The following is a 25,576-nucleotide window of genomic DNA, read 5'->3' as shown; positions in this document are numbered from 1 at the left end:
CATTGGGCGCGATCATGGCAAAAAGCCGGGGGCGCCTCCAGCAACAATGCGGTGAAGGCCCGGCCGATACGCAACCGTCAAAGCTTGAAGGCATCGCATTCTCGACCTGCCGCGTCTTCTGCTATTCACGTGGGCGCCACGGAAAACTCGACATGACGTTGTACCAACCGCAAACGGTCCAAGGCGAACTCGCTGGCCCACCGGTAAGGGCGCTGACGCGAACCTATGAAAATGGGACCATCGTACTTCCCCACCGACATGAACGCGGCCAAATCGTCTATGCCGTGTCGGGCGTCATGGAAATGTCCGCTGGCAGCGACTTGTGGATCATTCCTCCGCAACGCGCCCTGTGGATGCCGCCTCATCTCGTCCATAGTTTGCGCGCGATGGGTACGGTCGAGCTTCGAACCGTCTTCGTCCATCCAGAGAAAATTCCGACAACGTTCCCGGCGCAGCCAACTGTCGTGAGCATATCGGCGCTGTTGCGGGAACTGCTGGTCAGAGCCGTTTCTATCCCTGAAGACTACCCGGCGGACGGGCGAGACGGCCTGATCATGACCCTGATTCTGATGGAATTAGACTGGGAGACCGATGCCCCTTGGCGCCTGCCCATCGGACGCGACCCTCGCCTGACCCGGGTTTGCACGGCGCTTTTGCTGCGCCCCGACAATAATCGGACGCTGGCGGAATGGGGAAAGATCACAGGCGCATCAGCACGAACCTTGGCGCGCCTGTTTGCCGAGGAAACCGGTCTGTCCTTCCAACACTGGCGGCAACAAGCCCGCGTGGTTCTCGCATTGCCACGCATCGCTGCGGGCGCGCCGATCGGCGTCATCGCAGCCGATCTTGGCTATGACACGCCCGGCGCCTTCGCGGCGATGTTTCGCCGTTTCACCGGCCAGCCTCCCAGTCGATACGTCATGTCCGATTCGACGTAGACATTGTCCTGCCTGACGGCGCAGACGCGGATTTCCGGCTTTATCGTCGTTGCATTCGTGTCGCTGAATGGAGCGCGGTCATGGCAGAGAAATATACCCGTGATGATATCACCTTTACCGTCAACGGCGTGACCTTGGCCGGCTGGCTGTATAAACCAAGCTTATCCGCCGCTGAACCCAAGCGCAGCCCGGCAATCGTGATGACGCATGGGTTTTCATGCGTCAAAGACCTTTATATTGACCGTTTTGCCGAGAGGTTCGCGCAAGCCGGCTTTGCCGTGCTGCTCTATGACCATCGGAATTTCGGACACAGCGGCGGCGATATCCGAGGCGAGATCGATCCCTTGCAGCAGGTCGCCGACATGCGCGAAGCCGTGACCTGGCTTCGTATGCAGCCAGAAATAAATTCGGAAGGCATCGGCCTGTGGGGAACGAGCTACAGCGGGGGCCACGTCATCTTGCTGGGCGGACAAGACCGGCGTGTAAAATGCGTCGTTGCTCAAGTGCCGACCATCAGCGGATTGCAGACTTTCCTGCGCCGCGTCCCGCCCGGCGCCGTCGCCTCTGTCCGCGCGGATTTCGCCCGGGATCGCGCCGCGCGCTTGGCGGGAGAAAAACCTGAAATGCGTCACGTCATACCAACGGAGGCGGCCCCGGGCATCTACAACGGCCCCGACGCAGTCTCGTTCTGGACCTCTGCCGCCGTGGTCGCCCCGACTTGGCGCAATGCTGTGACCGTCCGCTCATTGGAGCTTGCCAGCGAGTACGAACCCGGAATGGTTATCGATAGAATCGGACCGACACCCCTGCTGATGATCGTGGCCGACAAGGATGACGTTACCCCTACGGACTTGGCCCTGGCCGCGTACAACCGAGCGACTGAACCGAAACGCTTGCGGATGATCTCGGGCGGACATTTCGCTCCATATGTGGACCAGTTCGAAGCCGCCTCGTCCGAGGCGCTTGCCTGGTTCACGGCGCATCTCTGCCCCGCCCGCTAAAGGATCCAGGCTGGACGACGTGAACGAGCCGGCAAACCGCGATCCTGTCGGCTCGTTTCAAGTTTTCACGACTGCAATTTTCGCCATCGCTGCAAGTTCGCGGGCTTGACCATGGAGACTTTCGAGAGGGTCCATGCGCATCATCCCCCGGATGACATGTCCGGTATTCGCAAGGCTCGAGCCAAGCAGCCGAAGCTCAAGGTCGCGGCGGAATGATTGAGCGGAGTTTCATTCCGAAAGCAAAAAGCCGCCCGCAGGCGACTTTTTCAAACCTTTGGATTTTCAAGAAAAAATGGTCGGAGTGAGAGGATTCGAACCTCCGACCCCCTCGTCCCGAACGAGGTGCGCTACCAGGCTGCGCTACACTCCGACATTTGCAACGGCCTTGGCCGTCACGCCCTGGAGGCCCGCCTTATAGCCATGAGTCGCGAAGCGGGCAAGAGGGGAAACAGCTTTCCTCACGCAAAGGCTCAAGTTTTTTCAAACGTCACGGCTGCGCCATTATGTTAACTAACATTCCGCACGAATCAGCTCAGTTCCGCCGCCCAGGACCCGCCTCGCATGCCCATCGCCTCCCCCAAGCCGCTCCTGTTCGGGCTCTCGCTGGGCCTGATCGCCAGCGTCGCCCAGGCGGAAAATGTGCATGCCCATTATCGCGTCTCGCTGATCGGCCTGCCCATCGGCGCCGCGGACGCCTCGAGCACCATCGACGACAAGCATTATCGCGTCGACCTCAATGTGAAGCTCACCGGCGTCGCCAGCCTGATCTCCAATCTGCGCATGGCGCTGGCCTCGACCGGCGCGGTGCAGGGCGGCGCGCCGGCGCCGCTGACCTATGCGACCACCGCCTCCAATTCCAGCGAGACCCGCACTTTGCGCATGGCGCTCGCCTCCGGGACGGTGCGGCAGGTGCAATATTCGCCGTTCTGGGAAGAGGACAAGAGCCCCGACCACGTGCCGCTGACCGATGCGCACCGGCGCGACATCCTCGATCCGCTCTCCGCTTTCCTGCTGCCGGTTCCGCCCAACGCCAATCCGGTCGGCCCCAGCGCCTGCCGGGCGCATGTGCCCGTCTTTGACGGCTATACGCGCTTCGACGTGTCGCTCTCCTATGTCGAGACGCGCGAGGTCCACGAAAAAGGCTATAGCGGGCCGGTCACCGTCTGCGCCGCGCGCTACACGCCGATCGCCGGACACAAGACCACCGCCCGGGGAACGCAGTTCATGGCGCAGAACCGCGACATGGAAGTCTGGCTGGCCCCGGTCGGCCGCACCCATGTGGTGATTCCCTATCGCGTGTCGCTGATGACCCAGGTCGGCCGGATCGTGGTCGAGGCCGCGGAATTGCGCGCGACGCCGTGAGTGCTGCGCCTCTTGGCGGCGTTGCGAATCGAGCGCTTGGTCGGGACGAACCCCTCATCCGTCTCGGCGCTTCGCGCCGATCCACCTTCTCCCGCAAGGGGAGAAGGAAGTCGCGCGCAACACCTTGCCTAAGCCGTTGACAAAAGACGCTTTCGGAGTCCGTTCGGTGGGTGCGCCGGCTTGGGCGCCTTGGGCGGGTTGATTCATGATCTGGGGTTGAGGCCGCCGAAACTCACAACATATTGGGTGAACAAACCACGACTCCCGCAGGGTCATCGATTCGACCGCGATTCGTTCGCTAAAAGTTCAACCAGAGGGTGGTGGCGAAAAAAGGCCCTGAAAAGAAAAGGGACCGCCCGGGCGGAGCGGTCCAAGTCAGGGAGGAAACGCCCATGAAAGTGGGCATCTGCGACGTGAAGTCACGAAAACGTTTATAGGGGCGGGGCGCCGGCGGGGGATTGATCCATCGCAAGCCGCGCCGTTTCCAAACTGGCGCAAATTGTCGCAGTCCGCGGAAATCCCGGCTTTTCAGGCGATTGCGCGCGCCCGGCGGCGCGCTGTTCTCGCGCTTGCATTCGGCGCGGCTTCGGTCCATCCAGAGGGCAATGGCTTTGTGGCTTGCTTCAGGGCGCCGCGCGTTGCGTTCGCGCCGTCTTCCTCGTTCCGCGTTGGACGCCCGGCGGGCGGAGGTTTGCCGTTGAAAAACGCTCCCGCCGTGGTTTCGGCGATTCTTGGCCCGACCAATACCGGCAAGACCCATTTCGCCATCGAGCGCATGCTGAGCCACAAGGCCGGCATGATCGGCCTGCCGCTGCGCCTGCTCGCCCGCGAGGTTTACAACCGCGTGGTCGCCAAGGCGGGGGTCGAGGCCGTGGCGCTGGTCACCGGCGAGGAAAAGATCAAGCCGCGCCATCCCCGCTACTGGGTCTCGACCGTCGAGGCCATGCCGCGCGACCTCAAACTCCCGTTCGTCGCCATCGACGAAATCCAGCTCGCCGCCTCCTTCGATCGCGGCCATGTGTTTACGGATCGCATCCTGAACCGGCGCGGGACGGAGGAGACCCTTCTCATCGGCGCCGGGACCATGCAGCCGGTGCTGGAGCAGCTTTTGCCGGGGATCGGCGTCCAGTCGCGTCCGCGCTTTTCCCAGCTCCTGTTCGCCGGCGATCGGAAAATCGCGCGGCTGCCGCGGCGTAGCGCCATCGTCACTTTTCGAGCTGAAGATGTTTACGCCATCGCCGAATGGCTGCGGCGCACCAAGGGCGGCGCCGCCGTGGTGTTGGGCGCGCTGAGCCCGCGCACCCGCAACGCCCAGATCGACCTCTATCAGAATGGCGAGGTCGACTATATCGTCGCCACCGACGCGATCGGCATGGGGTTGAATCTCGACGTCGATCACGTCGCCTTCGCTTCCGACCGCAAATTCGACGGCTATCAGTTCCGCCGGCTCAATCCCGCCGAATTCGGCCAGATCGCCGGGCGCGCCGGGCGCCACACACGCGACGGCACTTTTGGCTCGACCGGGCGCTGCCCGCCGCTCGACGAGGAGTTGGCGGGGATGATCGAGGCCCATGCCTTCGATCCCGTCACACTCTTGCAATGGCGCAATGCCAATCTGGACTTCTCGTCGCTGGAAAGCCTGTCGGCCTCGCTCGACCTGCTGCCGGACCAGCCTGGGCTGACCCGCGCGCCCATGGCGGACGATCAATTGGCGCTGGAAGCGGCGATGCGGGATGCGACAGTTCGTCGCCACGCCAAGACGCGCGCCGACATCGAACGGCTTTGGGACGTCTGCCAGATTCCCGATTATCGAAAAACCTCTCCGGCGGCCCACGCCGACCTGTGTCTCAGTGTTTTCGGCTATGTCGTGCGCGCCGGGCGCATTCCAGACGACTGGATTTCCAGGCAAATCGCCTCCGCCGACCGGGTCGACGGCGACATTGACGCGCTGTCCGCGCGGATCAGCATTGTCCGCACCTGCGCCTTCATCGCCAATCGAAATGATTGGCTGAACGATCCAGAGCATTGGCAGGGCGTCGCTCGTCAGGTAGAGGACAATCTGTCCGACGCCCTTCATGCGCGCCTGACCCAAAGATTTGTCGATCGGCGCGCCAGCGTCCTGATGCGCCGCCTGAGAGAGAACGCCATGTTGGAAGCCGAAATCACCGCGACGGGTCAGGTCATGGTCGAGGGGCACCATGTCGGCTCCCTATTGGGATTCTGTTTCACGCCAGACCCTTCGGCCGGAGGCGACCAGGCGAAAACCTTGAACGCCGCCGCGCAAAAAGCCCTGTCCACCGAGATCGAGGCGCGCGCGCGCCGCGTGCATGAGGCCGTCGACGACGCCTTCGTGCTCGCCAATGACGGGCTGATCCGCTGGCTCGGCGAACCCGTGGGCCGCATCACCACCGGCGACCATCTGCTGAAACCCCGCGTGAAACTGATCGCCGACGAGCTTTTGAGCGGGGCGCAGCTGGAGCAGGTGCAGGCGCGGCTCGACCTCTGGCTGGCGCAGCATGTGAAGAAACTGCTGGGTCCGCTGGAAGATCTCGAAATCGGCGACGGGCTCGAGGGCGTGGCGCGCGGCATCGCCTTCCAGATCGGCGAGGCGCTCGGCGTGCTCGAGCGTTCGCGCGTCGCCGAGGAAATGAAGAGCATTTCGCAGGAGGCGCGCGCCTCCTTGCGCAAATTCGGCGTCCGCTTTGGCGCCTATCATCTGTATCTGCCGGCGCTGCTGAAGCCGGCGCCGCGCGCGCTGGCGGCGCAGCTCTGGGCTTTGCAGCATGGCGGGCTGGAGACCGTGAAGGGCATTGACGAGGTCGCGCATCTCGCCTCCTCCGGCCGCACCTCCTTCGCCGCCGATCAGCAGATCAATCGCGGCCTCTATCGCGCCGCCGGTTTTCGTGTGTGCGGCGAGCGCGCCGTGCGCGTCGATATTTTGGAGCGGCTCGCCGATCTGATCCGTCCGGCCATCGCCTATCGCCCCGGCGTCACCCCCGGCGAGCCGCCGGCCGGCGCCGCCGATGGCGACGGATTTGTCGTCACCGTCGCCATGACCTCGCTCGCCGGCTGCTCCGGCGAGGCTTTTGCGGGGATTTTGAAGTCGCTCGGCTATGCCAGCGAACAGCGTCCGGGTCCGGCGATCACCGTCGCGCTGCTGCCCAAAGCCAGCACCGAGCCGGTGAAGGCCGCCGCGGCGGAAGCGACCGAAACGACCGAAACGACGGAAGCCGTCACGGAAGAAGCGCCGGCTGAGACCACGGAAGCCGAGGCGCCTGCGGCCGAGGCGACGGTTGAGGCGGAAGCGCCGGTCGAGGCGCCCGCCGAACCGGCTCCGGTCGAGGAGGCTGCGGCCGAGGAGCCGGCTGTGGAAGCCGCCGCCGAGGCTCCGCACGAGGCCGAAGCCGTCGTCGAAGAACCCGCCGAGCCCGTTCTGATCGAGGTTTGGAAGCCGCATCGCCAGCACCACCATGGCCGCCGTCCCGGCGGCGAGCAGCAGCGTCGCCATGGCGGCGGTCCGCGTCATGGTGGTCAGGGCAGGCGCGCGGAAGGGACCGAAGCTCCGGCGCAGGGCGAAGGCGCGCCGCGCCGAGATCGTCCCGAAGGCGGCAAGCCGCGCTTCGAGGGCAAGCGCCGGTTCGAGGGCAAGTTCGACGGCAAGCGTCGCGAGGATTCAAAACCCGGCGACCGTCCGCAGCAAGCCGAAAAACGCCCGCCGCGCGAAAAGAAGGCCGATCCGGATTCGCCCTTCGCCAAACTGGCGGCGCTCAAGGCGGAGCTGGAAGCCAAGGGCCAGAAATAAGCGTTCTGGCGCAAGGCGTTCATCTTCGGTTGAGGGGCGCCGTCTTAATTCTGTAGTCATCGTCCTGCAACGAAGGTGTGCGGCTGTCGCCGTCACGCCTTCGTTCATTTTCAGCCCGGTGGAGCGATCTCGATGTCACGCTTCGTCGCGTTCGCCTCGCTGGGGCGCCGCGCCCTGCCCAATCAATGGGACCTCGTCTCGCTGGCTTTGGTGATCGCCGTGTTCGTCGCGGTGGCGAAGGGCTCGCTGGGCATGACCGCGCCGCTCACCGCGCCCGTCACCGCCGACCTGTCGCTCGATTACAGCAACCTGCCCTATTATGCGCTGCGCACCACTTTGCGCATGTCGGCGGCCATGGCCGCCTCGCTGCTGTTCACTTTTGTTTACGCGACCATCGCGGCGAAAAGCCGCCGCGCCGAAATGGTGCTGATTCCGCTGCTCGACGTGCTGCAGTCCGTGCCGATCCTCGGCTTCCTGTCGTTCACCGTCACCTTCTTCCTCGGCCTGTTCCCCGGCTCGACGCTCGGGGCGGAGCTGGCCGCGATTTTCGCCATTTTCACCAGCCAGGCCTGGAATATGGCGTTTTCCTTCTACCAGTCGCTGCGCACCGTGCCGCGCGATCTCGAGGAAGTGGCGGTTGGCTATCATTTCTCGCCCTGGCAGAAATTCTGGCAGCTCGAGGCCCCCTTCGCCATGCCGGCGCTGATCTGGAACATGATGATGTCCATGTCGGGCGGCTGGTTCTTCGTCGTCGCCTCCGAAGCCATTTCGGTGGGCGACACCACGATCAAGCTGCCGGGCATCGGCTCCTATCTGGCGCTCGCCATTGACGCCAAGCGCATCGACGCGGTGTTCGCCGCCGTGGTCGCCGTGATCGTGGTGATTCTCGCTTACGACCAGCTGCTGTTCCGGCCGATCGTCGCCTTTGCCGCGAAATTCCGGGTCGAATTGTCGGCGGGGCAGGTGCAGGAGGAGAGCTGGGTTCGGCAGATTTTTCTGCGCACCCGGTTTTTGCGCGGCCTGATCGCCATTCCGGCGCGCATTCTGTCGAGCATCGCCTTGCTGCGGCTGGACTTCGCCTTTCCCGGATTCGGCGGCGAGCCGCATCGCGTGACCAAGCGGGTGTTGCGGTCGCGGCTGGCGCTTTCGCGCGCCTTCGACCTCGTCTGGTTCGTGCTGATCGGCGCAATGGTCGCCTATTGCCTCGACCAGGTCTATGCCTTCGTTTCGCAAAAGCTGACGGCCGCCGACCTTAGGGAGACCGTGGTCTTCACCACTTACACGATGATCCGGGTTTTCCTGCTGATCGTGCTCGCCAGCCTGTTCTGGGTTCCTGTCGCCATTTACATCGGCCTGAGGCCGCGGCTTGCGGAAAAGATTCAGCCGCTGGCGCAGTTTCTGGCGGCGTTTCCGGCGAACGTGGTGTTTCCCATCGCCGTCGTGCTGGTGGTGCAGTTCTCGCTCAACCCGGACATCTGGCTCTCCGGCCTGATCATTTTCGGGACGCAATGGTACATCGTGTTCAACGTCATCGGCGGGGCGATGGCCTTTCCCAATGATTTGCGCGAGGCCGTGGTGAATTACGGCATCAAGGGGCGAATCTGGTGGAAGGATGTCATTCTGCCCGGCGTGTTCCCCTATTATGTCACGGGGGCGCTGACGGCTTCGGGTGGGTCGTGGAACGCGGCCATTGTCGCCGAATATGTGAAATGGGGCGACGACAAGGTCGCGGCGCATGGAATCGGCGCCTATATCGCCCAGGCCACCGAAGCCGGCGATTATCCCAAAATCGTGCTCGGCGTCGCCGTCATGTCGATTTTCGTCATCCTGTTCAACCGCCTGCTGTGGCGGCCGCTGTTCGCCTGGGGCGAACGCAGGCTTCGCCTGAATTGATGAGGTTCGCATGCTCGACCGTCCCGAAGGCGCCCTGCTCGTTCTCAAAAATGTCAGCCAGACGTTCACCAAGGGGTCGGGCGAGCGCGATTCGCTGGTGCTCGACAATGTCTCGCTGACGCTGCAATCCGGCGAGATCGTCGGCCTGCTCGGCCGCTCCGGCTGCGGCAAGTCCACGCTGCTGCGCATTGTCGCCGGGCTGGTGACGCCGTCGAAGGGGGACGTCTCCTATCTCGGCGCGCCCGTGCATGGTCCGGTGCAGGGCGTGGCCATGGTGTTCCAGTCCTTTGCTTTGTTCCCCTGGCTGTCGGTGCTCGACAATGTGGAGATCGGGCTGCGCACCAAGGGGGTGCCCGCCGAGCAGGCGCGGCGCCGGGCGCTGGCCGCCATCGACACGATCGGCCTCGACGGGTTTGAATCCGCCTTTCCGAAGGAGCTTTCCGGCGGGATGCGGCAGCGCGTCGGGTTTGCGCGCGGTCTGGTGGTCGAGCCGAATATTCTGCTGATGGACGAGCCGTTTTCGGCGCTCGACGTGCTGACCGCCGAGACGCTGCGCACCGATCTGCTCGACCTCTGGGTCGAAGGGCGGATGCCGACCAACAGCATTTTGATGGTCACCCACAATATCGAGGAAGCGGTCTTGATGTGCGACCGCATTGTCGTGCTGTCGTCGAATCCGGGGCGGATCGCCGCCGAGATCAAGGTCGATTTTCCGCATCCGCGCAACCGGCTCGACCCGGAATTCCGGCAGATGGTCGACCGGATTTACGCGCTGATGACCAAGCGCGCCGCGCCGGAGCGCGAGGGGGTGTTTCCCGGCCTGGGGCTGGGCATGGCGCTGCCGCATGTCTCCACCAACACGCTCGCCGGCATGATGGAGGAGATCGCGGCGCCGCCCTATAATGGCAAGGCCGACCTGCCCGCGCTCGCCGACAGTTTGAACATGGAGATCGACGATCTTTTTCCGGTCGCGGAAACCCTGCAATTGCTGCGCTTCGCCGAAGTGGCGGAGGGCGATATTCGGCTGACCTATGCCGGGATGAAATTTTCCGACGCTGAAGTCGACGCGCGCAAGAAGCAGTTCGGCGACCATGTGCTGGCTTATGTGCCGCTGGCCGCGCGCATCCGGCAGGTGCTGGACGAGCGCCGTTCGCATACCGCGCCGGCGACGCGGTTCCAGAGCGAGCTGGAGGATTATATGTCCGAGGAGCGCGCTGAGGTCACATTGAAGGGTGTGATTACCTGGGGGCGCTACGGCGAGCTTTTTGCCTTCGACGAGGGGTCGCAGACGTTTAGTTTGGAGAATCCGGGCGGGGAGTGAGGGGGCGGCGGACATTAGACGCAGGCGGAATTGGCCCGATGCGGCCTTTCCTGATCGGGCAGCTGACCGCCTTGTCATCAGCCAGGACCTGCCGCTAGGCTTTGTATCCAAAGTCGATAGCGAATTCGTCCTCGCCTGCTGAACCGGAAGCGATGTAATCCACGCCGCCCAAAAGGTCACGCGCGGGGAGCTTTGAAAGGTTCAACTCCGCCTCCCGAGTTCCCTACGGCCTTGGATCGTCAATAGAGGAGACCGAGATCGCAGAGTAGGGTCGCAACGCCTGGAGACGATAAAACTCCGCAACACGGCAACCAGGCTCTTGCAGAGATTGACCAAAACTATAACGTCAGCTTACGGACGTTTTTCGAGGCCTTCATCTTGCCGGAAAAAATTTCAAAATCTGTCGGCGTGACGTCGACTGAGCAATACCTTTCGAAGCTTTGCGACCGTACGTTTCTAAAATTATGGAGCTACCCCAACCCTTTTCGAGAGCGCGGAAAAGAGTTGTGCGATCTTATTGCCGTATTCGAGAACCATGTGTTCTTATTTTTTGATCGAGAGACCAAAGCTTTGATGGGCGAGGTCGACAACTTTCTTCTTGCCTGGGAGCGTTGGAGGAAAGAAGCTGTCACGAAGCAAATAAGAAGCGCAAAAAAAGCTCGTAATCACATTCTAAAAAATAGAAACCAGATATACCTTGACGCAAGCTGCACCGTCCCTTTTCCGGTGAAGCTCCCGGAAGGAGACTTAGAGGTCCATACGATCATCGTTGCTCATGGAGCCAGCGAAGCCTGCAAAAATTTTTCAGAAGACAATGTTTCCGGCAGCTTAGCTATAATTTACAGAGACGCCAAAGACGAATCTAATAATTTGCCACAAATTCCATTTGTCATTGAGCTCGATAAATCGGAACCGGCCCATCTCCTTGATAGTCATACGGTTGATATAATTCTTGGTGAGCTTGATACCTTTTATGATTTTATGAGTTATATAAGAGCCAAAGAAGCAGCAATTGAAAGAATAGAGTCCCTTTCATATGTAGGCGAGGAGGACCTGCTTGCTCATTATTATTTAAATTTTGACAAAAAGAAGAAGGAGCATTTTATTGGAACAAAGGATAATTCATATAATTTTGTTATGATTGGTGAGGGTGAATGGAATGATTTCATCGCATCAGACGCATATAAACGGAAGAAAGAAGCTGACAAGGACTCTTACCTTTGGGACGAACTGTTACAGAGAACCGCCCAGAACGCTCTTGATGGCACGCTTCTCGGCGATGCAGGCGTATTCGAGTCTCAAAGCGCGATCTTTGAAATGGCAAAGGAACCGCGCTTTATGCGGAGAGAACTTGCCAAAGCGATGCGCAACGCGATCAACAATTTTCCTGACAGTCAGGAAATAATGACCCGCCACATATGCGTTATGCCGTCGTTCTCTAGAAATACGCCGTATGTATTTTTGCAGTTAAGATATATAGGCGATGATGATTATGAGAGCCAATATAGACCAAAGCGACGGGCAATTCTCGAAATTGCCTGCGGCGTCGCACGAAACAAATTTTCTCACCTATCGAAGGTGGTCGGCATTGCGATCGACGCCCCAAAGTTCGCGAAGTTTAATTCAGAAGATTTTATCTTGCTTAATTGCGCCGACTGGTCAGACGAACAGCGTGAACATTATAACGAAAACAACAAACACTTTCGTTTTTTCGAGTCCAAAAATTTAAAGAGCCAGATAAAGACCGTCTACAATTTTCCCATCCACGGGAAAAGGGCCAAGAATCTAAAAATTGGACGCAATGACCCGTGCCCTTGTGGATCAGGTAAGAAATCTAAAAAATGCCATTGTCTCTTCGGCGTTCAGACGTAGACGTCCACTTTGCAAAAGGAGGGCTTTTGCAGCCGCCTGTTTGGAGGCCTTGGCGTCCATACGCTGGCCGACAAATCTGCTCGAAGCGTTGTGGTCTTTCTTTGGCGCCGCTTTAACGACCTGAGAGGGGATTTTTCCGAAAATCTCAATCCAGAGTTGAATCGTTAACGCGAAAAATCGCGCAAAACTGATGAATTTGTGAAAGAATCGCGCGTTTTTTGACGAAAAACACGCGATTTTCGGGTCTGCACGTTGTCGGTTGTGCGGACGCCGACGCTGGCTGTGGCCGCTCGCCGGGCGCCTCCCTTGGCGGCTTGGCGCTCAAAAAACCCTTGTTTCAAAGGGTTTTGCATGGAGCCCGCCCTCACCGATGTTTCACGTGAAAACAAAACATGAACATTATTTTGACAAATTGACGGATTCGCCGGTTTTTGCGGTTTTCACTTTTTGCAAAAATCGCGTTTCGCGCTCTTTGATCTCCATGCGCGCGACAACAAAAATGTCGTCCGCCAGGCGACGCCCCCAAACTCAGCGATTGGTCAGGCACGAACCCCTCATCCGGCGCGCTTATGCGCGCCACCTTCTCCCGCAAGGGGAGAAGGGAGGCGCTCCCGAGGCCTCGGCGCTGCCGCCCTGAACTTGGCCCTTGCATGGTTCGCGAACGCTGCTTATGAACAAAACGTCATCGGTGCCTTGGGGAAACCCAGGGTGAAACGGGAATGCGGTGAGGAAGAAATTCCAAATCCGCAGCTGCCCCCGCAACTGTAAGCGACTTTCCTTTTTCCATCAGGCCACTGGAAGCCAGGCTTCTGGGAAGGCGGAAAAAGACGGGTCGCGAGCCAGGAGACCGGCCGATGCGCATGACAACCCAACGCCGTCGGTGGGACGGCAGGAGGACCCATGGCTACGCTCTCCAAGCGTCGCTCGGCCTTGCTGGCCGGCGGCTCGATGATTTCTATTCTGCTTCAACTCGCCAATGCTCAGGCGCAACAGGCCCAAGAGCCGGTCCAGTTCCAGGCGCTCGGCGATATTGACGTGACCGCCACGCGCACGGAACAGCCCGTTTCGCAATCGGCCAGCGCGATCACCGTCATCCCCTCGCAAGAGGTCGAACGGCGCGGATCGACCGGCCTGGACGATGTTTTGCGCGGTACGCCCGGACTCAATATTTATTCATCCGGCGGCGTCGGGACTTTGTCGTCCGTCTCGCTGCGCGGCGCGACGTCTGGCCAAACGCTTGTTTTGATCGACGGCATTCGTATCAACGATCCGAGCACAACAAACGGCGGAGTCGATCTCAGCATTTTTTCGGCCGGCAATATCGACCGCATCGAAGTGCTGCGCGGCCCGCAATCGGCGCTTTACGGGTCCGACGCCATGGGCGGCGTCATCAACATCATCACCAAGCGCGGCGAAGGCGCGCCGCACGGCTCGGTTCTGGTTGAAGGCGGAAGCTATGGCATGGTCCACAGCCGGGTCCAGGAAACGGGCGCGGTCGATCAATGGTCGTGGTCGTTCGCGCTCGACGGGCTCCACATCAATGCGCCGGCGCGCTACGGCTACCGGATCAACGGTCCCCTGAGCTACGGCTTCGGCATTTTGCCGGGACCGGCGCCGGACGTGTCCGAGCCGACCAACAAGGCCGGCGCCTCGGCGCAGATCAGCTATCGCGTCGATGAAGACCTCGCCATCACCGGCGGCCTCAACGGCTTCAGCCTCGGGGCGCCCTTCGACAATCCCGGCGCCACCGTTCCCGCCGACGTCTTTGGCGGCTTCAACCGGCTGCTCAGCACCTTCGGCCAGGGTTTTGTCCGCGTGGACGACGACGCCTTCGGCAAGACGCTGCACAGCCGCCTGACCCTGTTCGCCAACGACACGCGCCGCGACGTTTGGCAAACCGAATATCTCTGCACGCTGGCGTTTCCGGGCAATTGCAAGAACGGTTTTCAGGGCGCGCGCTATGGCGCCGAGTACCAGGGCGATCTCAAACTTGGCGCCTATGGCTTGCTCACCTTCGGCGCCAAGAGCGAGACGGAAACCATGACCAACACCAGCCAGGCGGAGCCGGGCGGTCCCAGTCTCGTCACCCAATCCGCCCGGCAGGTCACCAATTCGCTCTACGCCCAGCACCAGTTCACCCTGCTCGACCGGTTGGACATCACCTGGGGAGGACGCATGGACGCCGTCGGCGGCCTCCAGGTTTTTGAAACCTGGCGCACGACCGCGGCCTATCGGCTGGAGGAAACCGGCACAAAGCTGCGCGCCACCGCCGGCACAGGGGCCAAGGCGGCGTCGCTCTACCAGCTCTACAGCGTCTACGGGAATCCGAACCTGCAACCGGAGCAGAATTTTGGCTACGACTTCGGCCTTGACCAAAAACTGTTCGGCGACAGGCTGACGTTTTCGGCGACCTATTTCAACAGCGACTACAAGAATCTGATCAATTACGGCTACGCGCCGAGCTGCACGGCCTCGCAAACGCTGCTGGGCGGCTGCTACTACAATGTCGGTCGGGCGCGAATCCAGGGGTTGGAGTTTTCCGCAGAAGCGGTGCTGGCGCCGGACGCGTGGCGGGCGCGTCTGTCCTACACCAATATGGACGCGCGCAATCTGATCACGGGCGGAGTCATCGCGCGCCGTCCGCACAACATGGGCGCGGCCTCCTTGATCTATACCGGCGCGCCGAACCTCGAAGTCGAGGGACGGGTGACGTTCGTTGGCCCCAATCCCGACGTCAGCTTCAACAATTACACCTATGCGCAGACGCCGGTGGTTTTGCCGGCCTACGCCAAGATCGACATCTACGCCAATTACAAGCTCGATCATGGCGTGTCGGTCATCGGCCGGCTCGAAAACCTCAGCGACGCCCGCTATCAGGAAATCGCCAATTATGGCGTCCCGGGCCGCGCCGTTTATGGCGGCCTCAAATATGAATGGTGATGATGTGTGACGCCAACGCCATGGGCGCGACCATGGAGGCCGCGCCCTTCGCCTTCTCCTGCGCGCCGCCGTTTCTGACGGCGCGCTTTTCCGCGCCCCGGCGCACGCTCGGCTGGTCGATGCTGCACCCGGGTTTTTCCATCGTGCGCGACATCGTCTGGGTCGAGGTGCGTGACCGCGATCTGCCGCCGGAGGTTGACGCCTGCGCCTTTTTGCGCGCAAAACTCGCCTCGATCGGCTTGCCGCAGGCTTTGGCTTTTATGACGGCGCGCGACATCCGCCGTCATCATTTTCGCCAAAGCCGCGTCGAGGATGTCGAAGCGGCCTGCCTGACCACCGTCGGATTGTCGAACGGCGAGCGCGTGGGCGCGCGAAAGCCTTTTCGCGCCTTGGTGGGCACGATTAACACCTTGATCCATGTGTCCCGCCCCCTGACGGATGGCGCTTTTGTCGAGGCGATCTCCATTGCGGCGCAGGCGCGCACGGCGGCCATTGTCGAAACCTGGCGCCCACCGGCGGGTCCGGCGATCACCGGAACCGGAACCGACTGCATCGTCGTCGCGGCGCCTTGCGGGGGCGAGCCGATGGCCTGCGCCGGATTGCATACGGCGGTCGGCGAGGCGATCGGCGGCGCGGTTTACGCCGCGACCCGCGAAGGGGTCGAGGCCTGGGCCTTGGACATGGCGAGGGCGCGCGGCGCTTCGACGGTCTGAGGATCGTCGGAGGCTGAGGGTCGGGACGGGTGAGCGCGTTCACGCGGACGAGATCGAGCGGTTCGTCTCGGGGGCGGAACGCCGGCTTTCGCCGTTCAGTCGTCGGCGCGGCGGCCGATGAAACGCACCGTGATCGGATAGCCCGGCGCGCTTGCCGCCATGCTTTTGGAAAAATTCAGCGGCGAACAGGTTTTGATGGCGTCGAGGATGGACGCGCGCACGGCGTCGCGCGTGGCGCCCGCCGCCTTGACATAGGTGGTGCGCGGGGCGCCGACGACCCCGCCGCGGTCGTTGAAGGAAAACCGGATGGTGATCTCCACGGTCTCGCCCTTGGGCGGCAGCGGCGGCGACCAGCAGGCGGCGAGCTGGTCCACCGCCTGACGCGGCCGGCCGATCACCGCATTCGACCGCGCGACGTCCTTGTCGCGGTCCTCGTGCAGGATTTTGGTGGCCGTCATGGTCATGCCGCCGGGAAAATAGGTTCCGCCGCCTTCGCCCCCGCCTCCGCCGCGCGGCGCGCGCAGGGCGGGCGGCGGGCCGGGCTCGTGGCTGGTCGGCGGCAGCGGCTTGTACAGATTCGGCGGCGGCGGCGGCGGCAGGATTTGCGGCTGATAGGGCGCGGCGGGCGGGGGATAGGGAAAGTCCGGGTTTCCCGCGCGGGCCGGGGTCGTCCATGCCGCCGCGATGAGGGCGAGGGTGGCGATGAGGCCGGGCAGGCGTCGCAGATGTTTGTCGGATGTTGACAACGCAATCCCCTTTTCGCTGCGGCTTGTGCAGCCCTCGTCCTTCGAGACAGCCGCTTCGCGGCTTCCTCAGGATGAGGGCTGCGCGCCTGCTGCGCAGGCTCCTCAGGATGAGGGCTGCGCGGGCTTTGTCGAAACGCGGCTTACGCCTTCTCGCGCAGGATGCGCCTGATAATTTTTCCGCTGGTGGTCAGCGGCAGTTCCGCCGCGAATTCGATCTCGCGCGGGTATTCGTGGGCGGAAAGCCGCGATTTGGCGTGGTCCTGGATTTCCTTGGCCAGTTCCGGCGACGGGGCGAAGCCGGGTTTGAGCACAACAAACGCCTTGACGATTTCGCCGCGCAAGCTGTCGGGCTTGCCGACCGCCGCCGCATTGGCGACCGCGGGATGGCGCAGCAGGCCGTCCTCGATTTCGTTGGGGCCGATGCGGTAGCCGGCGGAGGAGATGACGTCGTCGTCGCGGCCGAGGAAGAAGACGTAGCCGTCGCGGTCGCGGCGGGCGCGGTCGCCGGTCAGCATCCAGTCGCCCAGATATTTTTCGGCGGTGGCTTCGGGGCGCTTCCAATAGTTCAGCAGCATCACCGGGTTGGGGCTGCGGATGGCGATCTCGCCCACTTCGTCGTCGTCGCAGACGGAGCCGTCGGGGCGAATCACCGCGGTGTCGTGGCCGGGGACCGGTTTTCCTATGGCGCCGGCGCGGTTGACGCCCCACAGAGCCGAGGAGGCCAGGACGAGGTTGACCTCGGTTTGGCCGTAGGATTCGTTGATGGTGAGGCCGAGCTGCTCGCGGCCCCAGTGAAAGGTTTCGGCGCCGAGCGATTCGCCGCCGGTGTTCACGGTGCGCAGGGGAAAGCCGTATTTGGCGCGCGGGTGGGGGACGGAGCGCAGCATGCGCAGCGCGGTCGGCGGGATGTAGGAATTGCGGATGCCGTGTTTGGCCATCAGGGCGAAGGCGGCTTCCGGGTCGAATTTGCGGAAATGGCGGGCAACCACGGCGACGCCGAAATGCAGCGAAGGCAGCAGCACGTTGAGCAGGCCGCCGGCCCAGGCCCAGTCGGCGGGGGTCCACATGAGGTCGTCGGGCTGCGGAAAACCGTCGTGGGGCATTTGCACGCCCGGCAGGTGGCCGAGCAGGACGCGATGGGCGTGCAGGGCGCCCTTGGCGAGCCCGGTGGTGCCCGAGGTGTAGATCATCAGCGCGGGGTCGTCGGCCAGGGTGTCGACCGGGGTGAAGTCTTCGGATTCGGCGGCGAGCGCGGCAAAAAAATCCTCGGCGCCGGGGGCGGCGCCGTCGAGGCAGAGCACGGTTTGCAGGTCCGGCAGTTTTGCGCGGATTTCCTGGATTTTTGGCAGGTTCGGGGCGTCGCAGATCAGCGCGCGAGCGCCGGAATCGGCGAGGCGATAGGCCAGCGCGTCCGGGCCGAACAGGCTGGCGAGCGGCAGCGCGATCGCGCCGAGCTTGTAGATGGCGATATGCGCCGCCGCGACATGGCGCGACTGCGGCAGCAGCAGCGCGACCACGTCGCCGCGCCCGATTCCGCGCCGGCGCAGGGCCAGGGCGATGCGGTTCGATTCGGCGCGCAGGGCGGCGAAGCTGAAGGGGCGCGGCGCGTCGTCGGAGTCGATCTCGATGATGGCGGGGCGGTCCGGGTCGGCCGCCGCCCAGCGGTCGCAGACATCGACGCCCATGTTGTAATGCGTCGGAATCGCCCAGGCGAAATTTCTATAGTTCGCCTCATAGGCATTGGTCCCGGTCATGTTCGCGCCTCGACCCCACGATGAATCCTGTTGCAGGTACGCCATATCTTTAAACTTTGTCTTCACCTTTTTACATTTTAACTTTGTTCGGTGTTATAAGGCGGCATGGCGCGCACCCCTGACAAGCGGCCCCCTGCCCCCCGGGGTTCGGCCGCGCAAAGCAAGAGTTCCAAGAAACGTCCGGTTGAGCCGGATGCGAGTGTTTCTACGCCAGGAGCCGGACATAACATGAAGCCAGCCGTCATTTTGGTGGGCGCCGACAAGGGCGGCGTGGGCAAGACGACCGTCTCGCGCGCCCTGCTCGATTATCTCGCCGCCAACAATATCCTCACCCGCGCCTTCGACACCGAGTCGCCGCGCGGCACGCTGAAGCGGTTCCACGGGCCGGTGACGGAAGTCGTCGATATCACCGAGACGTCCGACCAGATGCGGATTCTCGACACGCTGAATTCCGCGCAGATCAAGGTGAGCGTGATCGATACCCGCGCCGGCGCGCTGGGCGCGACGCTGCGGGCGCTGCGCGACGTCGGGTTTCTGGATGCGGTGCGGGCGGGCGAATTCAGCTTCACGCTTTTGCATGTGCTCGGCCCCTCCATCGCCTCGCTGGACGAAATCGCGGAGACCGCGCCGTTCATCGACGACGCCAATTATTTTCTGGTGAAGAACCACATCAACGCCACGACTTTCTTCGAATGGGACCCGGTGACCAACCGGAAGTATTTCGAGAAGGTGAATCCGTCGGGCGAGATCGTCATCCCCAAGCTCGACGAAATGGCTTACGAGCAGGTGGAGATCGCGGGAACGTCGTTCTCGACCTTCGTCGCCAACAAGACGGCCGGCGGCGAACCCGCCAACGCCTCCTTCGTGCTGCGCGGCTATGTGCGCACCTGGCAGGCGAAGATTGCCGACGAACTGAACCGCGTGCGGTTGCTCGACCTGCTCGCGCAACGGTGATGTGACATGCAGCCTGGGCGGGATTGGCGCGGGCCGGACGGCTCGCCTGATGACGCCGAAGAGAAGCGGCCGCCGAAGAGCTATGTGTTCATCTGCTGCGCGCCGCATGGGCGCGTCGGCGTCAGCACCACGGCGCGGCTGTGGTCCGATTATTTTCTCGCGTCGCGGCGCGGTTTTGTCGGGTTCGACGCCGATCCGCACGAGCCCGATTACGCGCCGCGCTTTTCCGGCCGAGTACAAAATGTCGATCTCGCCTCGACGCAGGGACAGATCGCCATGATCGACCGCCTGCTCGTCCCCGACGGCGAGGCCAAGATCATCGATCTCTGGAGCCGCTCCTACGACCGCTTTTTTACGCTGATCCAGGACATCGGCTTTGTCGAGGAGGCGCGCAGCAAGAATGTCGAGCCGATCATCCTGTTTCACGCCGACGCCTCGCAGGCCTCGCCGGCCGCCGCCTGGAGCCTCGCCAATGCGCTGCCGACGGTCGAGACCCTGCTCACCTATAACGAGGGCGCGGCGCCGCTCGGCCCCGACGCGCACGAGAGGCTCGCGCTCTATCCGCCACACCGGCGGCTGAAGATCGGGGCGCTGGACGCGCTGGTCAGCCGGGCGCTGCAGCCGCCCGACCTGTCGCTGTCCTGGTTCCTGATCGAGCCGCCCTCGGACATGTCGCTGGTGGTGCGCGCCGGCCTGAAGAGCTGGATGACGCCGGTCTTCTCGCAGTTCCGCGCCTTCGAAATGCGGCGCGCGCTGGAAGAGGCGACCTGGCTCATTTAGATTTCTTGACTGATCCAGCGCATGGATTTGACCCGCGCCGCGCGTTAGCCTGACAGGGTTCGAGCTCAATTTGCGTTTTTGCGACGCCAATCCGTCGGATTCGCCGATTGCGTCGTCGCCCGCGGCACGGTTAATGCTTTATTAAACTTGCAGCGTCCAGAATTGCCTCGAGCGTATGGAGCGAGGGTCGATGTTTGATCGCATCAGGCAGTTTGTCGAAGAGCTCACCGGCGCTCCGAGCGAGCGTGAGTTGGGCGACACCGAACTGCGCGTCGCCTCGGCGGCGCTCCTGGTGCATGTCGCCGAGGTCGACGGGTTTTTCAGCGAGTCCGAACGCCGCGCCCTGCTGCTGCTGCTGCAACAGCGGTTCGACGTCAGCGAGGCGCAGGCGCAGGAGCTGATGGAGGCCGGGCGCCGGAGCGATCGCGAGGCGGTCGACCTGTATCGCTTCACCTCCGTTCTCAAGGACTCCACGAGCCTTCCCGAACGCCGCCGCATGATCGAGATGATGTGGACCGTCGCCTATGCCGACGGCGAACTCGCGGAATTCGAGGAAAACGTCATCTGGCGCGTTTCCGAACTTTTGGCCGTCCCCTCGCGCGACCGCATTGCGCTGCGCCAAAAGGTGCGCGGCGATTTTGGCCTGGATCCGCTGGCGCCGGCGCCGTGGGACAGCCATGTCGGGGAGAGCAAGGCTTGAGCGCATCACGAAAACTCATGCTGATCACCGGCGCCTCCGGCGGCATTGGCGCCGATCTGGCGCGCCACGCCGGACTGAAAGGGCATGATCTCGCGCTGGTCGCGCGCAACCGGCAGGCCCTGGATGCGCTCGCCGACGAGATCGCCCGCTATCCCGGCCGAACCGCGCCGCGCCCGCTGGTTCTGGACTATGATCTCGCCGCTCCCGAGGCGCCCGCCGCCGTCGAGGATTTCGTCACCCTCGCCGGCGCCAGCGTCGAAATCCTCGTCAACAATGCCGGCTACGGCCTGCTCGGCGCGGCGGCGGAGAGCGACCGGGCCACTCAGCTCGGCATGATCGACCTGAACATCAGGGCGCTCACCGATCTCAGCCTGCGCTTTTCCAAGGATCTGATCGCGAACAAGGGCCGGCTCCTCAATGTCGCCTCGGTCGCCGCCTACATGCCGGGTCCCGGAATGGCGGTCTATTACGCGAGCAAGGCCTATGTCCTGTCCTTTACCGAAGCCCTTTCCAAGGAGCTGGAACCGCACGGGGTCACGGTGACGGCTTTGTGCCCCGGTCCCGTGCCCACCGGATTTGGCGCGCGCGCCGGGTTCGGCGGCCTGATGAACTGGATCAAATATGTCCAGCTCTCGCCGGAAGCCGTCGCCGAGGCGGGCTATGACGCGATGATGGCCGGCAAGCGCGTCGAAATCCCCGGCCTGTTCACACGGCTCATGGTCGGCGCCATCGGCGTCACGCCGAAGTCGCTGCTGCTCGACAATGTCGCCGCCGTGCAATTGCGCCGCAAGAGGGAGGTGGGCCGAGAATGAATTTTTGCGCTTCGTCCTCGTCCTGGTCGCAGTACAAGCCGGTCCTCGTTGTCCTGCATGGCGAACAATCGACTCCGGGGCGCATCGGCCGCCTGTTGCGCGAATTGGGCGCGCCGCTCGACATCCGCCGCCCGCGCTTCGGCGATCCCCTGCCTGAAAACCTTCATGAGCACGCCGGCGCGGTCTTCTTTGGCGGCCCGATGAGCGCCAATGACGAGGAAGACTGGCTGAAGCGCGAAATCGACTGGCTCGCCGCGCCGCTCAAGGAAAACAAACCGTACCTCGGCATTTGTCTGGGCGCGCAACTGCTGGCGCGCCAACTCGGCCAGAAGGTGGACGCCCATCCGGAAGGCAAGGTGGAAGTCGGCTATTATCCAATCCATCCCACCGAAGACGGCCATGGACTCTGCGAGTCTCCTTTTCCCAACCGGGTCTATCAATGGCACCGCGAGGGTTTCGACTGCCCCGAAGGCGCGGTTCTGCTCGCCGAAGGCGAGGATTTCGAGGCGCAGGCGATCCAGGTGGGAGAAAAGGCCTTCGGGCTCCAGTTCCACCCCGATGTGACCTACGAAATGATCTGCCGCTGGACCATCACGTCGCTGGATCGCATGAATCACCCCGGCGCCCAGAGCCGCCAGCGCCATATTGACGGCTGGTTCCAGCATGATCGCTCGATTGCGCGCTGGACCATCGAGTTTCTGAAACGCTGGCTGGGCGCCCCGGATGTCGAGCGGATGGCGCCCGCGGAATGACGCGTGCGCCACGCTAGCTTTTGACCTAAATCAACGCTAGTTTCCGCGCCGACGCGTCGCCGCAATAGAGACCGACCTTGACCGAGCAAAGCCAGGAGGCGCTGACGGACAGCGCCGTAAGCGATCACCCGCAGGACCTCGGCGGGCTCGCCAAGGAGAAACTCGGCGAGTTCTTCAAAATCCCGTCCTTCAGCCGGCGCAGCGCCGCGCTTGTCCTCAGCCTCGCCGTTTTCGCCTGGGCCTCGACCGGCCTCTACAAGGTGCAGCCCGACGAGCAGGGCGTCATCCTGCGCTTCGGCCGATGGGTCGAGACCACCCAGCCGGGCCTGCATTTCCATCTGCCCTGGCCGATCGAGACGGCGCTGCTGCCGCGCGTGACCCAAGTCAACCAGCTGCAACTCGGGGCCGCCGGCGGCGGCGCCTCGCGCGAAAAGCAGATGCTCACCGGCGACGAGAACATCGTCGAGGCCGATTGCGCCATCGTCTGGCAGATCAAGGATGCCGGCCTTTACCTGTTCAAGGTGGCGGAGCCGGAGACCGCCTTGCGCATCGCCGCCGAAAGCGCATTGCGCGAGGTGATCGCGCGCACGCCGATTCAGGCGGCGCTGTCCGACCGGCGCCAGCAGATCGCCGACGAGACGCGCAATGTCCTGCAAAAACTGCTCGATTCCGAGCAGGCTGGCATTTCGGTGATGCAGGTGCAATTGCAGCGCGTGGACCCGCCGACCACCGTGATCGACGCCTTCAACGACGTCCAGCGCGCCCGCGCCGACCAGGAGCGCGCCCGCAACGAGGCCGAGGCCTACGCCAACGATATTTTGCCGCGCGCGCGCGGCGAAGCCGAGCGCATCCGGCAGGAGGCCGAAGCCTACCGCGCCCAGGCCGTCAATCTGGCCGAAGGCGACGCCAAGAATTTCCTGTCGGTCTATCAGAGCTATGCGCAGGCCAAGGAGGTCACGGCCTGGCGGCTTTATCTCGAAAGCGTCGATGAGGCGCTGCGCAAGTCCTCGAAAGTGATCATCGATTCCTCGGGCAAGGGCGTGGCGAGCGTCCAGCCGTTCCTGCCGCTCACCGAGACCAGAACGCCCGCAACGAGTGCGGGAGCGCCGAAATGAGCCGCCTCGCCAAAGTCGCGCTGGCGCTGACGGCGCTCGCCGCCTATCTCGCCCAAGCGAGCCTGTTCATCGTCGGCGAGGGCGAGCGCGCGCTGGTCGTGCGTCTCGGCGCGCCGGTTCGGACCGAAAACACGCCGGGCCTGAAGATGAAAGCGCCGTTCCTCGATACGGCCCTCATCTATGACGCGCGCCTGCTGCTGCTGGAGCCCCCGGCGGAACAGGTGATCCTCGGCGATCAGAAACGCATCGAGGTCCAGACCTACACGCGCTTCCGCATCGTGGATCCCCAGCAATTCAACCAGTCGCTGCGCACCGTCGAACAGGCGCGCGCGCAACTGGCGCAGGTGGTGAGTTCGGCGCTGCGCCGCGAATTCGGCCAGATCAATCTGCACGCGCTGCTTTCCGCCGACCGCAGCCGGGTGATCGAGAATGTTCAGCGCGAGGTCACGGAGAAATTCCGTCCCTATGGCGTCGATGTCGTCGAAGTGCGGCTGCACCGGGCCGACTTGCCCTTCGAAACCAGTCAGGCGATCTACGATCGGATGAAATCCGAACGCCAGCGCGAGGCCAAGGAGCTGCGCGCGCAGGGGTTCGAGTGGGCGCAGCAGATCCAGGCCCGCGCCGATCGCGAACGCACCGTCATCCTGTCGGAGGCGCAGCGCGCCGCGCGGATCGCCCATGGCGAGGCCGACGCCGCCGCCAACAAGGTGTTGGGCGAGGCGGTCGGCCGGGACCCCGGCTTCTACACCTTCTATCGATCCTTGCAGACCTATCGCCAGTCGCTCGCGGACTCCGCCCCGACGCTGGTCCTGTCTCCAGACGCGGAATTCTTGAAGACCTTCAAGCACGGCCCGCAAATCGCGGCGCCGCAGGGCGCGCGTTGACGACCGCCGCGCCGGGAACAGGGCGCCGCGAAACGGGGATTCGCGCCTATTTCGCGGCCCTGGGCCCCGGACTGGTGGTCATGCTCGCCGACACCGACGTCGGCAGCATTCTGACGGCGGCGCAGACCGGCGTGGAGACCGGCTATGCGCTGATCCTGTTTCAGCTCGCGGTGATTCCCGTTCTCTATGTCGCCCAGGAGCTGGCCTTGCGGCTGGCGCTGGGAACAGGGCGTGGCGCGATCGAGCTGATCCGCGAATGTTTTGGCGGGCGCGCGGGGATTGTCGTCGCCGGGGTGCTGACGGCGAGCTGTTTCGGCGCGCTGGTTACGCAGTTCAGCGGCATGGCGGCGGCGGGAGAGTTTTACGGGATTCCTTCGGCCCTCACCGTGGGGACGGTCGTGCTCGGCCTGTCCGCAATGGCGCTCACCGGCTCCTACCGCTCCGTGGAGCGGATCGCCCTGATGTTCGGCGCGGCGGAATGCGTCTTTCTCTACGCCGGCTGGAAGGCGCATCCGGATTTTTCCAGGATCGCCGCCGACACGAGCGGCCTCGCCCATTCGCCGCGCCTGCTATACTTGGTCGCCGCCAATCTCGGCGCGACGATCATGCCCTGGGCGCTGTTCTACCAGCAATCCGCCGCCTGCGACAAAGGTTTGACGCGCCGGCATCTCGGCCATGCGCGGTTCGACACGCTCGTCGGCGCGACGCTTTGCCAGCTCGTCACCTGCGGCGTGCAGGTCGCGGCGGCCTCACATGGCGCGGTCTCCGACGACACCGTCGGCGAGTTCGCGCGCCTGTTCGACCGCGCGCTGGGCGAGGGCGTCGGCTCCGCGTTGTTCTGCGCGGGACTGATGGGCGGCGCGCTGGTGGCGAGCGTCGTCGCCTGCCTCGCCTGCGCCTGGGCCGTCGGCGAGGCGGCGGGCCGACGGCACTCGCTCGAACAGCATCCGCGCGAGGCGCCCTGGTTCTATGGCAGCTTCGTCGTCCTGCTCGCCTGCGCCGGCGCTTTCGTCGCGGCGGGCGTGGACGCCGTGCGCCTGTCGATGGCGGTCGCGGTTGTCAACGCATTGCTGTTGCCCGCGGCGCTGCTGTGTCTTTTCGTGCTGGCGCGTCGGAAACTCGACGGCGATCTGCGGCCCTCGGGGCTGCGCGCCGCGGCGAGCGCCGCGCTGTTTCTGCTGGTGTCGGCGCTGGCGCTCTATGCGGGGCTGGTGGGCGTCCTCGCGTGAGAGGTCTT

Annotated in this window: 19 protein-coding genes, 1 tRNA gene and 1 riboswitch; of the genes, 17 read left to right on the top strand and 3 right to left on the bottom strand. The window is 63.4% G+C overall.

Going from position 1 to position 25,576, the window contains the following annotated elements; all coding sequences use genetic code 11:
- Positions 1 to 14: 14 nt before the first annotated feature.
- Together M2320_RS14765 and M2320_RS14760 are read left to right on the top strand one after the other, a co-directional pair.
- Complete coding sequence (locus M2320_RS14765; protein WP_264597933.1) at positions 15 to 938, top strand: AraC family transcriptional regulator; 924 nt, start codon at positions 15 to 17, stop codon at positions 936 to 938.
- Between the two features lie 80 nt (positions 939 to 1,018).
- Complete coding sequence (locus M2320_RS14760; RefSeq protein WP_264597932.1) at positions 1,019 to 1,939, top strand: alpha/beta hydrolase; 921 nt, start codon at positions 1,019 to 1,021, stop codon at positions 1,937 to 1,939.
- 293 nt (positions 1,940 to 2,232) lie between these two features.
- On the opposite strand, the gene M2320_RS14755 is transcribed toward M2320_RS14760, so the two are convergent.
- Positions 2,233 to 2,309 (bottom strand) — tRNA-Pro (locus M2320_RS14755).
- A gap of 191 nt (positions 2,310 to 2,500) precedes the next feature.
- Here M2320_RS14755 and M2320_RS14750 point away from each other — a divergent pair.
- The 7 genes from M2320_RS14750 (at position 2,501) to M2320_RS14720 (ending at position 15,842) form a co-directional block, all read left to right on the top strand.
- Positions 2,501 to 3,301, top strand: a complete 801-nt coding sequence (locus M2320_RS14750) for a DUF3108 domain-containing protein (RefSeq protein ID WP_184426753.1) — start codon at positions 2,501 to 2,503, stop codon at positions 3,299 to 3,301.
- A gap of 697 nt (positions 3,302 to 3,998) precedes the next feature.
- Entirely contained in the window at positions 3,999 to 7,103 is a 3,105-nt protein-coding gene (locus M2320_RS14745; RefSeq protein WP_264597931.1) for a helicase-related protein, read from the top strand.
- Positions 7,104 to 7,235: 132 nt separating this feature from the next.
- A complete protein-coding gene (locus tag M2320_RS14740; RefSeq protein WP_184426755.1) occupies positions 7,236 to 8,996 on the top strand; it encodes an ABC transporter permease in 1,761 nt (586 codons plus the stop codon).
- Positions 8,997 to 9,006: 10 nt separating this feature from the next.
- The gene (locus tag M2320_RS14735; protein WP_184426758.1) at positions 9,007 to 10,317 is read left to right on the top strand and encodes an AAA-associated domain-containing protein; all 1,311 of its coding nucleotides are present in this window, start codon (positions 9,007 to 9,009) and stop codon (positions 10,315 to 10,317) included.
- A 378-nt stretch (positions 10,318 to 10,695) separates the two neighbouring features.
- On the top strand, positions 10,696 to 12,189 hold the full coding sequence (locus M2320_RS14730; RefSeq protein WP_264597930.1) for an SEC-C metal-binding domain-containing protein: 1,494 nt from the start codon (positions 10,696 to 10,698) through the stop codon (positions 12,187 to 12,189).
- Positions 12,190 to 12,858: 669 nt separating this feature from the next.
- Positions 12,859 to 13,059, top strand: a riboswitch (cobalamin riboswitch).
- A 30-nt stretch (positions 13,060 to 13,089) separates the two neighbouring features.
- Positions 13,090 to 15,129 (top strand): TonB-dependent receptor plug domain-containing protein, encoded by a 2,040-nt coding sequence (locus M2320_RS14725; RefSeq protein WP_264597929.1) that lies wholly within the window; start codon positions 13,090 to 13,092, stop codon positions 15,127 to 15,129.
- A gap of 2 nt (positions 15,130 to 15,131) precedes the next feature.
- Positions 15,132 to 15,842, top strand: coding sequence for an adenosylcobinamide amidohydrolase (locus tag M2320_RS14720; protein ID WP_264597928.1), 711 nt, complete (start codon positions 15,132 to 15,134; stop codon positions 15,840 to 15,842).
- A 95-nt stretch (positions 15,843 to 15,937) separates the two neighbouring features.
- On the opposite strand, the gene M2320_RS14715 is transcribed toward M2320_RS14720, so the two are convergent.
- Together M2320_RS14715 and M2320_RS14710 are read right to left on the bottom strand one after the other, a co-directional pair.
- Positions 15,938 to 16,588 carry a hypothetical protein gene (locus M2320_RS14715; RefSeq protein WP_264597927.1) on the bottom strand — a complete coding sequence of 217 codons (651 nt, stop codon included), beginning with the start codon at positions 16,586 to 16,588 and terminating at the stop codon, positions 15,938 to 15,940.
- Between the two features lie 140 nt (positions 16,589 to 16,728).
- Positions 16,729 to 18,342 carry an AMP-binding protein gene (locus M2320_RS14710; protein WP_264597926.1) on the bottom strand — a complete coding sequence of 538 codons (1,614 nt, stop codon included), beginning with the start codon at positions 18,340 to 18,342 and terminating at the stop codon, positions 16,729 to 16,731.
- A gap of 228 nt (positions 18,343 to 18,570) precedes the next feature.
- Here M2320_RS14710 and M2320_RS14705 point away from each other — a divergent pair, with 228 nt between their 5' ends.
- From M2320_RS14705 to M2320_RS14670, 8 genes are all read left to right on the top strand, one after another.
- Positions 18,571 to 19,296: a hypothetical protein gene (locus M2320_RS14705; protein ID WP_264597925.1), complete on the top strand. Its 726-nt coding sequence runs from the start codon at positions 18,571 to 18,573 to the stop codon at positions 19,294 to 19,296.
- Positions 19,297 to 19,302: 6 nt separating this feature from the next.
- Positions 19,303 to 20,076: a hypothetical protein gene (locus tag M2320_RS14700; RefSeq protein ID WP_264597924.1), complete on the top strand. Its 774-nt coding sequence runs from the start codon at positions 19,303 to 19,305 to the stop codon at positions 20,074 to 20,076.
- A 190-nt stretch (positions 20,077 to 20,266) separates the two neighbouring features.
- Entirely contained in the window at positions 20,267 to 20,776 is a 510-nt protein-coding gene (locus M2320_RS14695) for a TerB family tellurite resistance protein (protein WP_264597923.1), read from the top strand.
- Between the two features lie 17 nt (positions 20,777 to 20,793).
- Positions 20,794 to 21,588: an SDR family NAD(P)-dependent oxidoreductase gene (locus tag M2320_RS14690; protein ID WP_264597963.1), complete on the top strand. Its 795-nt coding sequence runs from the start codon at positions 20,794 to 20,796 to the stop codon at positions 21,586 to 21,588.
- Entirely contained in the window at positions 21,585 to 22,340 is a 756-nt protein-coding gene (locus M2320_RS14685; RefSeq protein WP_184426769.1) for a glutamine amidotransferase, read from the top strand. Before M2320_RS14690 ends, M2320_RS14685 begins: the two co-directional genes overlap by 4 nt.
- Before the next feature lie 77 nt (positions 22,341 to 22,417).
- Complete coding sequence (gene hflK / locus M2320_RS14680; RefSeq protein ID WP_264597922.1) at positions 22,418 to 23,455, top strand: FtsH protease activity modulator HflK; 1,038 nt, start codon at positions 22,418 to 22,420, stop codon at positions 23,453 to 23,455.
- On the top strand, positions 23,452 to 24,339 hold the full coding sequence (gene hflC, locus M2320_RS14675; protein WP_264597921.1) for a protease modulator HflC: 888 nt from the start codon (positions 23,452 to 23,454) through the stop codon (positions 24,337 to 24,339). The genes hflK and hflC overlap by 4 nt, the downstream gene beginning before the upstream one ends.
- On the top strand, positions 24,336 to 25,568 hold the full coding sequence (locus M2320_RS14670) for an NRAMP family divalent metal transporter (protein WP_264597920.1): 1,233 nt from the start codon (positions 24,336 to 24,338) through the stop codon (positions 25,566 to 25,568). The genes hflC and M2320_RS14670 overlap by 4 nt, the downstream gene beginning before the upstream one ends.
- The last annotated feature ends 8 nt before the right edge of the window (positions 25,569 to 25,576 follow it).

Origin of the sequence: Rhodoblastus acidophilus (assembly GCF_025961575.1) — a bacterium.
In the GTDB taxonomy this organism is placed as follows: Bacteria; Pseudomonadota; Alphaproteobacteria; order Rhizobiales; family Beijerinckiaceae; genus Rhodoblastus; species Rhodoblastus acidophilus_C.
The sequence above is the reverse complement of the archived record's forward strand: the minus strand, read 5'-3'. Positions and strand labels throughout refer to the sequence as shown.

Coding starts and splice junctions, on each gene's coding strand:
- M2320_RS14765 (WP_264597933.1), top strand. CDS start 15: ATGGCAAAAAGCCGGGGGCGCCTCCAGCAACAATGCGGTGAAGGCCCG.
- M2320_RS14760 (WP_264597932.1), top strand. CDS start 1,019: ATGGCAGAGAAATATACCCGTGATGATATCACCTTTACCGTCAACGGC.
- M2320_RS14750 (WP_184426753.1), top strand. CDS start 2,501: ATGCCCATCGCCTCCCCCAAGCCGCTCCTGTTCGGGCTCTCGCTGGGC.
- M2320_RS14740 (WP_184426755.1), top strand. CDS start 7,236: ATGTCACGCTTCGTCGCGTTCGCCTCGCTGGGGCGCCGCGCCCTGCCC.
- M2320_RS14735 (WP_184426758.1), top strand. CDS start 9,007: ATGCTCGACCGTCCCGAAGGCGCCCTGCTCGTTCTCAAAAATGTCAGC.
- M2320_RS14725 (WP_264597929.1), top strand. CDS start 13,090: ATGGCTACGCTCTCCAAGCGTCGCTCGGCCTTGCTGGCCGGCGGCTCG.
- M2320_RS14720 (WP_264597928.1), top strand. CDS start 15,132: ATGTGTGACGCCAACGCCATGGGCGCGACCATGGAGGCCGCGCCCTTC.
- M2320_RS14710 (WP_264597926.1), bottom strand. CDS start 18,342: ATGACCGGGACCAATGCCTATGAGGCGAACTATAGAAATTTCGCCTGG.
- M2320_RS14705 (WP_264597925.1), top strand. CDS start 18,571: ATGAAGCCAGCCGTCATTTTGGTGGGCGCCGACAAGGGCGGCGTGGGC.
- M2320_RS14700 (WP_264597924.1), top strand. CDS start 19,303: ATGCAGCCTGGGCGGGATTGGCGCGGGCCGGACGGCTCGCCTGATGAC.
- M2320_RS14695 (WP_264597923.1), top strand. CDS start 20,267: ATGTTTGATCGCATCAGGCAGTTTGTCGAAGAGCTCACCGGCGCTCCG.
- M2320_RS14690 (WP_264597963.1), top strand. CDS start 20,794: ATGCTGATCACCGGCGCCTCCGGCGGCATTGGCGCCGATCTGGCGCGC.
- M2320_RS14685 (WP_184426769.1), top strand. CDS start 21,585: ATGAATTTTTGCGCTTCGTCCTCGTCCTGGTCGCAGTACAAGCCGGTC.
- hflC (WP_264597921.1), top strand. CDS start 23,452: ATGAGCCGCCTCGCCAAAGTCGCGCTGGCGCTGACGGCGCTCGCCGCC.